The following is a 12,519-nucleotide window of genomic DNA, read 5'->3' as shown; positions in this document are numbered from 1 at the left end:
GCACGGATGAGCCGATAGTGGCGCGGAGTCATGGTTGGGCCGGCAACACGCCCGCTTCCGACGAGGAGGCGATCGCCCGCATTCTGGACGCCGCTGACGCGATTGTCGCCGAGCGCGGGTCAGCCATGCGCATCGCCGATGTCGCGCGTGCGCTGGGCGTGACGCGCCAGACCGTTTACCGCTATTTCCCGGGCACCGAGGCGCTGTTGCTGGCCACCGCCATGCAATCGGGTGACGGGTTCCTCGAGCAGCTGGCCGAACACGTGCGCGGGCAGACCGATCCGGTCAGGGCGATAGTGGAGGGCCTGGCTTTCGCGATAGAGCACCTGGCCGCCGACGATCGCATCCGGTTGATCCTCACCAAACGCCAACAGGGTGGCGCGGTTGTGTCGATCTCGTCCGAGACGGCGGTTGCGTTCAGCCGCTCGATGCTGCACCGCTACGACGTCGACTGGGACGCAAACGGTTTCGACGATGCCGCGCTGGACGAGCTCTCCGAATTCTGCCTGCGGATATTGCATTCGTTTCTCGTCGACCGCGGGCAGCCGCCGCGCCGAGGGGCCGACCTGCGGGGCTTTCTGGCGCGATGGATCGGGCCCGCCATCGTCTATCCCCGTTTCGCGGAGGCGATGACGTCGATGACCGGTGTCGCGGTCGCTTCGGGTTCCTCCCGCCGCCGTCCCGCGTCATGAGGACCAGACTCAGTCGACCAGCCCGCGCAGCTCCTCGATGAGCTTGACCCGCTCTGCGGGCGTTCCCGCGATCGGCGCCACGGTCAAGGTGGTCACGCCCGCCTCACGGAACGCCGCGACCCGCTCCTTGACGAAATCCCTGGTGCCGATCAGGTTGACGTCGCGCACCAGATCGTCCGGAACCACCTTGGCGGCACCTTCCTTATCGCCCGACAGGTACAACTCCTGGATGCGGTCGGCCTGCGGCCCGTAGCCGTACTTGGTGGCCAGTGTGTGATAGAAGTTCTTGCCTTTGGCTCCCATGCCGCCGATGTAGAGCGCCAGGTGCGGCTTGACGAATTCGCGCAGCGGCTCGACGTTTTCGCCGATCGCCAGGGTCGGGCCGGCATACACCTCGAGTTCGCCCAGCGCGGGGTCGCGCCGGGCCTTTCCGGTCGCCAGCGCATTGCCCCATACATCCTGCGCCTTCTCCGGCAGATAGAAGATCGGCTGCCAGCCCTCGGCCAGCTCCGCGGCCAGCTCGACGTTCTTGGGGCCCAGCGCGGCGATCAGGATCGGAATCCGCTCCCGCACAGGGTGATTGATCAGCTTGAGCGGCTTGCCCAGTCCGGTGCCGCGCTCGGCGGGCAACGGGATCGTGTAGTACTTGCCGTCATATTTCAGCGTCTCACGACGCCACACCCGGCGACAGATCTCGATGACCTCGCGGGTGCGCCCGATCGGCGCGTCGTAGGGCACACCGTGGAATCCCTCGATCACTTGCGGGCCCGAAGCGCCCAGCCCGAGCGTGAAGCGGCCGTCGGACACATAGTCGAGCCCGGCCGCGGTCATCGCGGTCAGGGTGGGGGTTCGGGTGTAGAGCTGCAGGATGCCCGACGCCAGTTCGACGCGCTCGGTGCTGGCCGCCAGATATCCCAACGCGCTCACCGCATCGTACGAATATGCCTCGGGCACAAAGACAATGTCCAACCCGGCGCGTTCCAGGTCGGCCACCTCGGCGGCCACTTCCTTGAACCCCCCGGCATAGTTGATCGACAGTCCGATCCGCATGGTCAGCCGCCCTGCACTTGGCTCAGTTCGGAAGCGAACTCGAGCGCCTCTTCGCGGATCCGGTCGAACTGCGCGCCCATCGCCTCCTGCAGGGCCATGGCGCCGGACAACGGCCGCACCATCACCATGAAGTCGTCGATCAGACCGTCCTCGTCGAAGTGCAGGAAGTCACAGCCGGTGACCCGCTTGCCACCCACCACCGTCTCGAACACGAACGCGTGGTCGCGGCCGTTCTCGTCGTGGATCTCCCGGACGTACCGGAAGTCCTCGAACACCCGCAACACACCGCGCAGCAGCGCCTTCGTCATCGGCCTACCGACGTACGGCTTGAACACCACCGGACTGGTGAACACCACGTCGTCGGCCAGCATCGCCTCGACGGCTTCCATGTCGTGCGCCTCGACGGCTTTACGGAAGGGGTGCATCAAAACCTCGCAGAATAGTCAATTTGTTGAGTAGACCTCATCGACGCTAGATCCTGGCCGGCCGTATGTCCATAGGCAAATAATCACTTTATTGAATAGGTGCATGTTGTACTATCGGCGAATGTCGCTGCGTGATGCCGTGCTGACCGCACTTCTCGAGCGCGAGTACTCGGGGTACGACCTGGCCAAGGAGTTCGATGCCTCCGTGGCCAACTTCTGGATGGCCACGCCGCAGCAGCTGTACCGCGAACTCGACCGGCTGGCCGAGCAGGGCCTGATTCGGGCCCGCCTCGTTCACCAGGAGCGCCGGCCCAACAAGCGCATGTTCTCGCTGACCGACGCAGGCCGCGACGCAATCCGGCAGCTCACCGCCAAAGCACCCAAGCCGTCGATGATGCGCGACGATCTGATGATCAAGGTCGCCGCCGCCGACGAGGGTGACACGCAAGCCGTTCACGACTCGGTCGCCGAGCGCCTGCAGTGGGCCCGGGCAAAGCTCGAACGTTACGAGCGGCTGCGCACCCGGCTGCTGGCCGGCCGCACCGAGGACGAGTTCGTAGCGACGGCCGACCGGGTCGGCCCCTACCTGACTTTGCTGCGTGGCATATCTTTCGAGCAGGAGAATATCCGTTGGGCCGAGCGCGCGCTGACGATCATCGAACGCAGGTTGCCGGCGCGAGCGTAGGTCGGCCCGCAGATAAGGAAGAAGGCCGTGGCGGAACCGAGGGTGGTGATCATCGGCGCGGGCCTGTCCGGAATTACCGCCTTACGCGTGTTTACCGCACGCGGCTTCGCCGACGTGACGATCCTGGAGAAGGGCTCCGATGTCGGCGGCGTGTGGCACTGGAACCGTTACCCCGGTCTGCGCTGCGACGTGCCCTCGCAGCTCTACCAGTTCGGCTGGGCGCCGAAACCCGACTGGTCGCACCTCTGGGCCGAGGGAGCCGACATTCGGCGCTATCACCGCGGCGTGGTCGACTCGCTCGGGCTCGGTGACCGGATCCGGTTGAACACCGAAGTCATTGCCGCACAATGGAACGAAGACAGTGCCAGCTGGACACTGGCGACAGCCGCCGGTGGGGGGATCGAGGCCGACGTGGTCGTCTGTGCCACCGGGGTGCTGCATCATCCCGCGGTCCCGGACATCCCGGGCCTCGACGAATTCGCCGGCCCGGTGCTGCACACCGCACGCTGGGACGAGTCCGTCGTCACGCGCGCCCGGCACATCGCGGTGATCGGCACGGGTTCTACCGGTGTGCAGATCGTGGCCGCGCTGCAACCGGGCGCCGCCTCGATGACTCATTACGTCCGCTCGCCCCAGTGGATTCTCTGGGCACCGATGTCGTTGCGCCAGAGCGCGTTTGTTGGTGCCGCACTGAAACGGTTTCCCGGCGGCCATGACCGGCTGTATCGAACGCTGTTGTGGGCATCGGGAATTCTCGCCGACGTCACCACCCGTCCGTCGTGGCGGCGCCGCACGGTGCAGGGGTATGCCCGGTTGTGCCTTCGCCTGCAAGTGCGCGACGAGGATCTGCGGCAAAAGCTGACGCCGGACTACCAGCCACTGTGCAAGCGCCAGGTGGTCTCCGGAACCTACTACCGCGCAATACAATCCGGCAATGCGGAGCTGGTGACCGACCGGATCACCGAAGTGGCCCCGACCGGGATCCGGACGGCCGACGGCCGACACCGGCCAGCCGATGTCATCGTGCTGGCCACCGGCTTCCAGGCACACAATTACATGCGGCCCATGGAGATCACCGGACGGGACGGCCTGACCCTCGACAAGGCCTGGGCCGCAGGGCCGAGAGCCTATCGGATGACCGCGATTCCCGGATTCCCCAACCTGTTCACCGTGCTCGGCCCGAACTCCCCGACCGGATCCATCTCGTTGCAATACTCGGCCGAACAGACCTCTCACTACATCGCGCGATTCCTGGAAATGCTGCGCGACGGTGCGGCGTCGTCCGTCGAGGTGACCGAGGAAGCAACTGACGAGTTCAATGCCGCTGTCGCAGAAGCGATGACGCCGACCGTGTGGAACACCGGCTGCAACTCGTGGTACCGCACCGACGGCAACGCGATCGACCTGTGGCCGTGGGACCGCGCGACCCTGACGTCCATGTTGGCGGCACCGGAACCGGCGCACTTCGACATCAGGCCGGCCACTGGAAGGGTGGGGGCACAATGATCGTCGTTCTGCGGCCGGGATACCAGCCCTGTGCGGCGTGCTGGTCGACTCGTTGCGCCACAGGAAGACTGGTCGAAAGGGCGCCGACGCCGCGGTACCGCTACTCGACTTTCTTAGTCGATCTGTTTGCCTAAATCCAACTGGTGAGTTGACCAGGTGTGCCAGCTATCCCGTTGGTGCCGTCGGCACCGGATCCGCCGACATTCCCATTTGCGCCTTGCGCGCCATTGGCACTGACTCCAATGCCGCCCTGGCCACCCGCGCCGAAGTTGCCTCCGCTCCCGCCCTTGCCCGCGCCAGCCCCAGCCCCGCCGGCACCAGGGTTACCGCCGTGGCCGAATAACCCACCCGCGCCGGCGTTGCCACCGCTCCCACCATCACCGCCGTCACCGCCCGCGCCGCCGGCGCCACCGTCACCGCCTTGACCGCCCGCACCACCAACGCCCGGGCCGACGCCGCGGCCAACCAAGCCGTTCCCCCCGCCGCCGCCGTCACCGCCTTGACCACCTATCACACCATCACCGCCGTGTGCGCCGGCACCGCCTAGGCCACCGTCACCACCGAGACCAAAAAGCAGCCCACCTCGACCGCCGGCGCCCCCGGCCCCGCCGTGGCCACCGCTACCACCCGCCGCACCAGCACCTCCAGTGCCACCGCGACCGCCAACGCCACCGAGGCCTCCGCTGGTGCTGCCGCGGCTGGTTCCGCCTTCACCGATGCCACCTCCGCCACCAACCCCACCGGCACCCCCGCCGGTGCCGCCCGCACCGCCGGCACCACCGTCGCCACCATGTCCCAAGCCTCCGAAAGCGCCCGGGAAGGGCGCCTCACCCCCAAGACCCCTACCCCCAAGACCGCCAGCGCCGCCCGTCGCGCCGAAGCCGCCGGTACCGCCGACACCACCGTCGCCGCCGGTGCCCGTTCCGCCAGTGTTGCCAGGACCTGAGCTGTCGGCACCGAAACCCGAGCCGCCTTTTCCACCGGTACCACCGGTCGTGCCAGCCGCAGCGGTGGTGCCGCCGTCACCACCGCGACCGCCGGCGCCGCCGAAACCATCGCCGCCCGTGGTATTGGCGAACCCGGCGCCGCCGGTACCGCCGGTACCACCGGCCCGCGTTCCGACGTCACCACCACCGGCGCCCGCGGTGCCGTCCGATCCCTTAGGACTACCTTCGGGCCCGGGAGTGCCGTCGGTCGCATGGTCGGTCGGATTGAGTGGAGTGGGATTGACACCATCTGTGCCGTTGGCTGCGGTGCCGCCCGCACCACCGGCCCCGCCGTTGCCGACGAGCCATCCGCCGGCACCGCCACTACCGCCGTTGCCGCCGTCGCCGCCGGCGATGACAGCCGACCCGCCGGCACCACCATTGCCGCCGTTGCCGAATAGCAGACCTCCGGCCCCTCCGTTGCCACCCGCCCGCCCAGCCCCGCCGAGTCCGCCAGCCCCGCCGTCACCGATCAAGCCCGCAGCCCCACCGGACCCGCCTGGCTGCCCAGGCCCGCCCGAACCGCCCCTACCGCCGTTGCCATACAACAACCCGCCGGGCCCGCCGCCTTGCCCGGTTCCGGCTGCCCCGTCGGCGCCGTTGCCGATCAGCGAGCGTCCCAGCAAGGTTTGCGTCGGGGCATTCACCAAGCCGAGCAGAATCTGCTGAACGTTGGTCGCCTCGGCACTTGCATACGAGCCGCTGCTGGTAAACAAGGCCTGCAAGAATCCGTTGTGATATGCCGCAGCTTGGGCGCTGACGGCCTGGTAGTCCCTGGCGTGCGATGCGAGTAGCGCAGCAATCTGCGTCGACACCTCGTCGGCGGCGGAAGCCAGCAGTTTGGTCGTTTGGGTCGCTGCGACCGCGTTGACGGCGCGGATTGTCGAGCCGATTCCGGCCAAATCGGCGGCAGTCGCAAGCAAAACCTCCGGCGTCGCAACGACCAACGACATCGGTATCCTCCGCTCGCACGTCCCTAGCGATTCAACGCTATTAGAACGTCGGGGGATCTCATAGCTAATAATCTTGCGGTGTCGAACCTTGTTCCTGGCGGGGCCTTTGCCTCGAATGAGTGCAATGCGATTCGCGGCCTGACTCCGATAGGGAGGTCAGGGTAGTTGCGTTCGGAAATCACGGGCGGCTGTCCTTAGCGTGATGGACCCCGTGAGGTAGTGCGCGAGCACCGGCCGCCATTCGATGAGCTGCGCGTCGTCCATGTCGGCCGGCGCCGGGATACACAGGATGTAGCGTGCCCTCGTCAGACCCAACACTTGCGAGCCCACCAACGCGGCCCGCTCTGCTGGGCGGTCCGGTACGGCCGTGGCCAGGGCCGGTGGCACGCGGTCAACGAACACCTCCAACGGCCCAGCGGTTCTGGTCCGATCCGACGGTTAGGTAGCCTGGGCCGGCTCTTCGCGTAACCAGGCCGCGCGGCTGGCGGCACTGGGCGCTCGGATGCGTTCACTCTGCGCGTCGGGAGGAGAAGTTCGAGTGGGCGACGCCCTCGGCGCAAAGCCAGCTGGCCGGCGCACGAAGTGAGCGCGGCATGATGGCTGGATGGACGCCGACATCCGGGTTCTCGAGCGCGAAGAGGACCTGCTCGCCGCGCTCGACGTGTTTCGCACCGCCATGGTCGGGTTCCCCCAGCTGAGCCTGCCACCGGGTCAGATCAGCACACTGCTCGAAACCGGCCGCCTGATCGGGGCCTTCGTGGAGGATCAGCTGGTCGGCACCGCCGACGCCGTGACCAGCCGGCTCACGCTCCCGGGGGGCGCAATCGTCGACCACGCCGCGGTGACCCATATCGGAGTGCTGCCCTCTTTCACCCGGCGGGGCCTGGCCACCGGCCTCGTCCACCATCAACTGCGTGACTTCGCCGCCCGCGGTGAGGTGGTCGCGACGCTGCGCGCATCAGAGGCGACGATCTACGGGCGCTACGGCTACGGCGTGGCGAGTTCGGCGCAGACCGTCGAGGTCCAGACCGCGCGTGCGGCCCTGCGCCCGGATGTTGCGACCGGCGGGCCCGTGCGGCTGCTCGACGCGACCGACGCATGGGACGTCCTGCCCCGCATTTACTCCGACCATCGACCAGCCCGACCGGGAACCATCGACCGACCCCCGGTATGGTGGCAAGCACGCCGACTACGCAGCGAATCCTCCCCGGGCCCAGACTATGTCGCCGTGCACGGGCCGCCCGGCTCAGAGTCCGGGTTCGCCCGATATCGTCCGACCGATATCGAGAAATGGTTCATCAGCGACCAGCGCACCATCGTCGTCGAAGACTTCTTCGCACCCACTGCCGGGGCGTACGTCGGACTGCTCCGTTTCCTGTTCGGGCTGGATCTCGTTGACCGCGTGGTGTTCTGGATGTTGCCGGTCGATGATCCATTGCCCCAGCTTCTCCTCGACCGGCGAGCAGCGAAAGTCACGGCGGTGCACGACGAGACCTGGCTGCGCGTCATCGACGTGCACCGGGCGCTGGCCGCGCGCAGCTACTCCGGCGACGACAGCATCATCGTGTCCATCACCGACCCTCTGCTGCAGACCAATTCGGCCGCCTTCTGCATCACCGGCGATGGAGCAGATCCGACGGACCAGCGGCCCCAGCTGCACGTCGGCATCGAGGGTCTTGGCGCTACGCTGCTCGGTAGCGCATCATGGCGGGCACTCGCAGTCGCGGGTCTTGCCCGGGCCGAGGATGCCGCCGTGCTCGCGGCCGCCGACCGACTCTTCGCGGTGCCGGACGCTCCGTACGCCGGGTTCTACTTCTGACCATGATCGTCATCGTCGGCGCCGGCGTCTGCGGACTTGCGGCATCCTACGAGCTGGCGCGCCGCGGTGAACCCTCACTCGTCATCGAGCGCGGTGAGCCGTTCGCCGAACAGTCCGCGGGACTGGCGCGAATCTTTCGCATCGCGCATCGGCGCCCGCAGCTGTGCCAACTTGCGCAGCGCGCCCGGATCGGTTGGCAACGTTGGGAATCCGAGTTCGACCTCACCCTGCTGGGCTCGGAAGGGTTCATCGTCGCCGGTGCTGTTGACGCAGTCGCCGACGCCATGGCAGACGCCGGCGCCCCGTTCTCTACGCTCGACAGATCCCAGATCGCGGCGCGCATCCCCTTCCTGCAACCACCTTGGGAGAGAGGCCTGTTTGATCCGCACGGCGGCAGCCTGCGTATCCACCGCGCGCTGAATGCCTTGTCCGCCCGAGCGCAACTCCGGTTCGGCGAGGTCGTGGCCGTCGCCGACAACGGCACCACCACGATGACGGACGGAACCGTGCTGGAAGCCGACCGCGTGCTCATCTGCGCCGGGGTCCAGACGCAGCACCTGTTCGGGCCGCTCGGTATCGAGTTCTCCCCACATACCCGTTTCACCTACGAGGGGGCATCCGCTGCCGGTTCTCCGTGCCTGTCCGCGCCCGAAGGCTACGGGCTGCCGGTCGGCAGCACAGGCCGCTGGGCCTTCGGCCAGAATGTGCCGGATCCTGCCGTCGTGAGTGCCCTGTTCCCGTCGTTATCTGCCGTGAGCCAGGTGGACTGCGTCACCGCCCGCGCGGAATGGCTCGATGACGGCGGGGATGGCTGGACGCTCGCCCGTCGCGGTCGCATCCTGGCGTTCGTGGGCAGCAATCTGATGAAGTTCGGTCCGCTGCTCGGCGAACTGCTCGCCGAGGCCGTGCTGGGCGATGAAATGCCAGGCGATCTCGTCGTCACCTGAGCCAGCTGCGGATTTGCCGGTCCGTTCGGTGAGTGAGTACTCTCTCACCATGGTCACCGAACCCAGTCGCGGACGCGATCGGCTGCTGGCCGAGGCGCTGAAACTGTTCGCCGCCAAGGGATACGCGGCGACGTCGGTGGCCGACATCCAGCGCGCCGCGGGCCTGGCGCCCGGCTCGGGGGCGCTGTACAAACACTTCGGCTCGAAGCGCGAACTCCTTGAGGCGGCGGTGACGCACCGGATCGACCGCATCGTCGCCGCACGGGAGCAGTACGACGCGGAAGAGCCGACTGGCGTCGAGGACGCGGTGCGCACCGCGGGTCAGCTGATCTGGAGCAATCTCAAACAAAGCGAGGATCTGCTCAAGGTCATGCTGCGCGAGCCCGACGAGCTCGGCGATCTCGACGAGAAGACCTGGCAGGTCATCACCGACAACGCCTACCAGCGGTTCGCCGACGAGCTGGCCGCTTCCAACCGTTCCGGTCGCACCCGGATTCCCGACCCGGATGCGATGGCGGCCACGGCGATCGGCTCGTTGTCCTACGCCGCGACGCTGCAGGCCCTCACCGGGCGCCTGCCCGGCAACATCGACGAGGAACGTTACTTCGAGGCGTGGGTCAACCAGACCGTCAGCGTCCTCACGCACTACCGCACACCCCGAAACCAAGATGCAGGAGCAATGCCATGACTTTTTCGATGCAACTCAGCGACGACGTGATCGAGGTGCGCGATTGGGTGCACAAGTTCGCTGCCGACGTCATTCGCCCGGCCGCGGCCGAGTGGGACGAGCGGGAGGAGACACCTTGGCCGGTGATACAGGAGGCCGCCAAGGTTGGGCTCTACTCTCCCGACTTCATGGCGCAGCAGGCCGCCGAGGAAACCGGCCTGGGCATGCTCACCACGTTCGAGGAGATGTTTTGGGGTGACGCCGGTATAGCGCTGTCGATCATGGGCACCGGGTTGGCGGCGGCGGCGTTGGCGGGCAACGGAACTCCCGAACAGCTGGGCCAATGGCTGCCGGAGATGTTCGGCACGGCGGACGAACCCAAGCTGGCCGCATTCTGTTCATCCGAGCCCGACGCCGGCTCCGACGTCGGCGGCATTCGCACTCGCGCCCGCTACGACGAGTCCGCCGGCGAGTGGGTGCTCAACGGCACCAAAACCTGGGCCACCAACGGCGGCATCGCCAACGTCCACATCGTGGTGGCGTCGGTCTATCCCGAACTCGGAACCCGCGGTCAGGCCAGCTTCGTCATCGGCCCGAACACCAAAGGGCTTGCCCAGGGCCAGAAGTTCAAGAAACACGGGATTCGCGCATCGCACACCGCCGAGGTGGTGCTCGACAATGTCCGGCTACCGCAGGACGCGATCCTCGGCGGCCGGGAGAAGTTCGAAGCGCGGATCGCCCGGGTGAAGTCCGGCGCCTCCGCGGGTGGCCAGGCTGCGATGAAGACGTTCGAGCGCACCCGGCCCACCGTCGGCGCGATGGCGGTTGGCGTAGCCCGTGCAGCCTATGAGTACGCACTCGAATACGCCTGCCAGCGCGAGCAATTCGGCCGCAAGATCGGTGAGTTCCAGGCAGTCGCGTTCAAGCTGGCCGATATGAAAAGCCGTATCGATGCGGCTCGCCTGCTGGTGTGGCGGGCCGGCTGGATGGGCCGCAACAACCAGAATTTCGAAGCGGCGGAAGGCTCGATGGCCAAACTGGTGGCAAGCGAGACCGCGGTCTACGTCACCGACGAGGCCATCCAAATCCTGGGCGGCAACGGCTACACCCGCGACTACCCCGTCGAGCGGATGCACCGCGATGCGAAGATCTTCACGATCTTCGAGGGAACCAGCGAGATTCAGCGCCTGGTGATTTCGCGGGCACTGACCGGGCTGGCCATCCGCTAGGGTGTCACCACCTCTTTCCGAACAGGCCCGGGCGCGGGCGGGCGGATTCGGCTGGCTCGTGTCCGTCGCACCATTGGTCGGCGGACACGGTGCGCCGAACCTCTTGCACGTGCGCACCGCAACCCGCCCAGGTGGTCTTGCCGCAAACGCGGCATCGCACCGCATGACACATCTGAAACCCCCCGAGACTCAGCCGGCGCGCGGTCGTTGCAGTTGAGAGAACTGCGGGACTGCACCCAATGCTGCCACCGCATCGAACAGTGTCTCAACCGCCTCTGGATCGGGCGGAGCGGTCAGCACCGGACCGAAGAACGTGTGATCGTTGATGCGGACGATCGGGCTGCCACCTGTTTCTCCCAGAGCGTCCTGCCCGGCCTGATGGCTGCGCCGGACTGGCCCGTCCCACGACGTGTCTGCCAGCACATCGGCCGTGACATCCCAGGATTTCACGGCCCCCAGCACCTGTGTGGCCAGCTCGTCGCCCAGCGGCTCGGACTGGTCCAGGTAGCGCTCAGCGAACGCGAAATACGCCGTCGCCAAACCGGTGTTGCCATGCTGGTCGCGGATGGCTGCCATCAGTCGTCCGACCCGCTGGGAGTCGGCCATTCGGGACTGCTGTTTGGGCGGCATCTCTCGTCCCTCGTTCAGCAGCGCCAGACTCATCAACCGCCAATCGACAGTGATGCCCCTCTTCTCGGCAACTGCGACCAGCCACCGCGCCGTGTTCCAGGAAAACGGGCATACCGGGTCGAACCAGATCGTCACCGCCGGACTGGTGCCGTCGACGTCTTCAGGCATCGCTGACTCCTCTCACCGCAGCATTTATACCATACCCCCTATGGTATCTACCACGCCGGGGCTACTGGGTGGAACGTCAGGCGGCCGCGCCTTTCCGCCGCAGCGCCTGGGTAACGGACGCGGGGACGCCGCCGACAACCGACAGCCCGGCCAGCCGCCGCCACGACCGGATGGCATGACGGGTCATCTCGACGATCGGCGCGGCGCCATTGTCGAGGTGGGCCAATCGGTGGGCGCGTAAGGCGTTGCCCGTCAAGGCATCCAGCGTGTCCCAGGCTTCGGCATCGGAGAGAGCGGTCGATTGGTAGGCGGCCCGGACGGCGTATTTTTCGGCGCACGGAGCCATCTCGGCGCTGATCTCGCGGGCGACCCGGGCGGCCCGGTCCCAGCTGGCGATGTCGGGCATCTCGCCGGGGGCCAGCGTGCGATGCAGCTCCGCAATCGCCGAAATCGCCTCGCTCGCAGCACCATCGGCGTAACGCACCACGCCCCACGGAGGACTGATCAGCAGTTTGGACACCCACGGCCGGATGACGGTCTCGTCGACGTCCGCCGTACCGACGGTCAGCCAACCGAGGTCGAGGGCGAGGAAGGCGTCCTTTGGTGACAGATAGCCGTCGGGTCCCGCCAACTGGTCGTTGCACAGCTGGACGAACGCGGCCAACGGACGCGCCGAGGTGGCCGGGAAGTCGGTGATCTGTTGGTCGCCGTTGACGTAGGAAATGACGTTCATGGCACAGCCCTTGGCTGAACCCGGTCGGT

13 protein-coding genes are annotated in these 12,519 nt (G+C 67.1%); 7 read left to right on the top strand and 6 right to left on the bottom strand.

The annotated features are described in order from the left end of the window. Positions 1–17: 17 nt before the first annotated feature. The gene (locus ACX9NE_RS01480) at positions 18–692 is read left to right on the top strand and encodes a TetR/AcrR family transcriptional regulator (protein WP_459360080.1); all 675 of its coding nucleotides are present in this window, start codon (positions 18–20) and stop codon (positions 690–692) included. Between the two features lie 9 nt (positions 693–701). Here ACX9NE_RS01480 and ACX9NE_RS01475 read toward each other — a convergent pair whose 3' ends face one another. Next, positions 702–1,742 (bottom strand): LLM class F420-dependent oxidoreductase, encoded by a 1,041-nt coding sequence (locus ACX9NE_RS01475; protein WP_459360081.1) that lies wholly within the window; start codon positions 1,740–1,742, stop codon positions 702–704. Positions 1,743–1,744: 2 nt separating this feature from the next. Beyond that, positions 1,745–2,167: a nuclear transport factor 2 family protein gene (locus ACX9NE_RS01470; RefSeq protein ID WP_459360082.1), complete on the bottom strand. Its 423-nt coding sequence runs from the start codon at positions 2,165–2,167 to the stop codon at positions 1,745–1,747. Positions 2,168–2,288: 121 nt separating this feature from the next. On the opposite strand from ACX9NE_RS01470, the gene ACX9NE_RS01465 reads away from it, so the two are divergent. Both ACX9NE_RS01465 and ACX9NE_RS01460 read left to right on the top strand, forming a co-directional pair. Continuing rightward, positions 2,289–2,852, top strand: a complete 564-nt coding sequence (locus tag ACX9NE_RS01465) for a PadR family transcriptional regulator (protein ID WP_459360083.1) — start codon at positions 2,289–2,291, stop codon at positions 2,850–2,852. A 27-nt stretch (positions 2,853–2,879) separates the two neighbouring features. Then, a complete protein-coding gene (locus tag ACX9NE_RS01460; RefSeq protein ID WP_459360084.1) occupies positions 2,880–4,358 on the top strand; it encodes a flavin-containing monooxygenase in 1,479 nt (492 codons plus the stop codon). Positions 4,359–4,488: 130 nt separating this feature from the next. On the opposite strand, the gene ACX9NE_RS01455 is transcribed toward ACX9NE_RS01460, so the two are convergent. Further along, complete coding sequence (locus ACX9NE_RS01455; RefSeq protein ID WP_459360085.1) at positions 4,489–6,297, bottom strand: PE family protein; 1,809 nt, start codon at positions 6,295–6,297, stop codon at positions 4,489–4,491. A gap of 156 nt (positions 6,298–6,453) precedes the next feature. Further along, positions 6,454–6,699, bottom strand: coding sequence for a TetR/AcrR family transcriptional regulator (locus tag ACX9NE_RS01450; RefSeq protein ID WP_459360086.1), 246 nt, complete (start codon positions 6,697–6,699; stop codon positions 6,454–6,456). A gap of 202 nt (positions 6,700–6,901) precedes the next feature. On the opposite strand from ACX9NE_RS01450, the gene ACX9NE_RS01445 reads away from it, so the two are divergent. From ACX9NE_RS01445 to ACX9NE_RS01430, 4 genes are read left to right on the top strand one after another with little or no spacing between them, the layout of a single operon-like run. Then, on the top strand, positions 6,902–8,116 hold the full coding sequence (locus tag ACX9NE_RS01445; RefSeq protein ID WP_459360087.1) for a GNAT family N-acetyltransferase: 1,215 nt from the start codon (positions 6,902–6,904) through the stop codon (positions 8,114–8,116). Between the two features lie 2 nt (positions 8,117–8,118). After that, positions 8,119–9,063, top strand: a complete 945-nt coding sequence (locus tag ACX9NE_RS01440) for an NAD(P)/FAD-dependent oxidoreductase (protein ID WP_459360088.1) — start codon at positions 8,119–8,121, stop codon at positions 9,061–9,063. Positions 9,064–9,112: 49 nt separating this feature from the next. Then, positions 9,113–9,751, top strand: a complete 639-nt coding sequence (locus ACX9NE_RS01435; RefSeq protein ID WP_459360089.1) for a TetR/AcrR family transcriptional regulator — start codon at positions 9,113–9,115, stop codon at positions 9,749–9,751. Then, complete coding sequence (locus tag ACX9NE_RS01430) at positions 9,748–10,959, top strand: acyl-CoA dehydrogenase family protein (protein WP_459360090.1); 1,212 nt, start codon at positions 9,748–9,750, stop codon at positions 10,957–10,959. Before ACX9NE_RS01435 ends, ACX9NE_RS01430 begins: the two co-directional genes overlap by 4 nt. Before the next feature lie 189 nt (positions 10,960–11,148). On the opposite strand, the gene ACX9NE_RS01425 is transcribed toward ACX9NE_RS01430, so the two are convergent. Next, positions 11,149–11,757, bottom strand: coding sequence for a mycothiol-dependent nitroreductase Rv2466c family protein (locus tag ACX9NE_RS01425; protein WP_459360091.1), 609 nt, complete (start codon positions 11,755–11,757; stop codon positions 11,149–11,151). A gap of 76 nt (positions 11,758–11,833) precedes the next feature. Continuing rightward, positions 11,834–12,490 carry a hypothetical protein gene (locus ACX9NE_RS01420; protein WP_459360092.1) on the bottom strand — a complete coding sequence of 219 codons (657 nt, stop codon included), beginning with the start codon at positions 12,488–12,490 and terminating at the stop codon, positions 11,834–11,836. Positions 12,491–12,519: the final 29 nt, after the last annotated feature.

This window comes from Mycobacterium sp. ML4 (assembly GCF_054515735.1).
This window is presented reverse-complemented; position numbering and strand designations above follow the sequence as displayed.

What these genes read in the sequence shown, in the direction of transcription:
- ACX9NE_RS01475 (WP_459360081.1), bottom strand. Translation starts at nt 1,742, where the DNA reads ATGCGGATCGGACTGTCGATCAACTATGCCGGGGGGTTCAAGGAAGTG.
- ACX9NE_RS01420 (WP_459360092.1), bottom strand. Translation starts at nt 12,490, where the DNA reads ATGAACGTCATTTCCTACGTCAACGGCGACCAACAGATCACCGACTTC.
- ACX9NE_RS01435 (WP_459360089.1), top strand. Translation starts at nt 9,113, where the DNA reads ATGGTCACCGAACCCAGTCGCGGACGCGATCGGCTGCTGGCCGAGGCG.
- ACX9NE_RS01425 (WP_459360091.1), bottom strand. Translation starts at nt 11,757, where the DNA reads ATGCCTGAAGACGTCGACGGCACCAGTCCGGCGGTGACGATCTGGTTC.
- ACX9NE_RS01470 (WP_459360082.1), bottom strand. Translation starts at nt 2,167, where the DNA reads ATGCACCCCTTCCGTAAAGCCGTCGAGGCGCACGACATGGAAGCCGTC.
- ACX9NE_RS01430 (WP_459360090.1), top strand. Translation starts at nt 9,748, where the DNA reads ATGACTTTTTCGATGCAACTCAGCGACGACGTGATCGAGGTGCGCGAT.
- ACX9NE_RS01455 (WP_459360085.1), bottom strand. Translation starts at nt 6,297, where the DNA reads ATGTCGTTGGTCGTTGCGACGCCGGAGGTTTTGCTTGCGACTGCCGCC.
- ACX9NE_RS01465 (WP_459360083.1), top strand. Translation starts at nt 2,289, where the DNA reads ATGTCGCTGCGTGATGCCGTGCTGACCGCACTTCTCGAGCGCGAGTAC.
- ACX9NE_RS01440 (WP_459360088.1), top strand. Translation starts at nt 8,119, where the DNA reads ATGATCGTCATCGTCGGCGCCGGCGTCTGCGGACTTGCGGCATCCTAC.
- ACX9NE_RS01445 (WP_459360087.1), top strand. Translation starts at nt 6,902, where the DNA reads ATGGACGCCGACATCCGGGTTCTCGAGCGCGAAGAGGACCTGCTCGCC.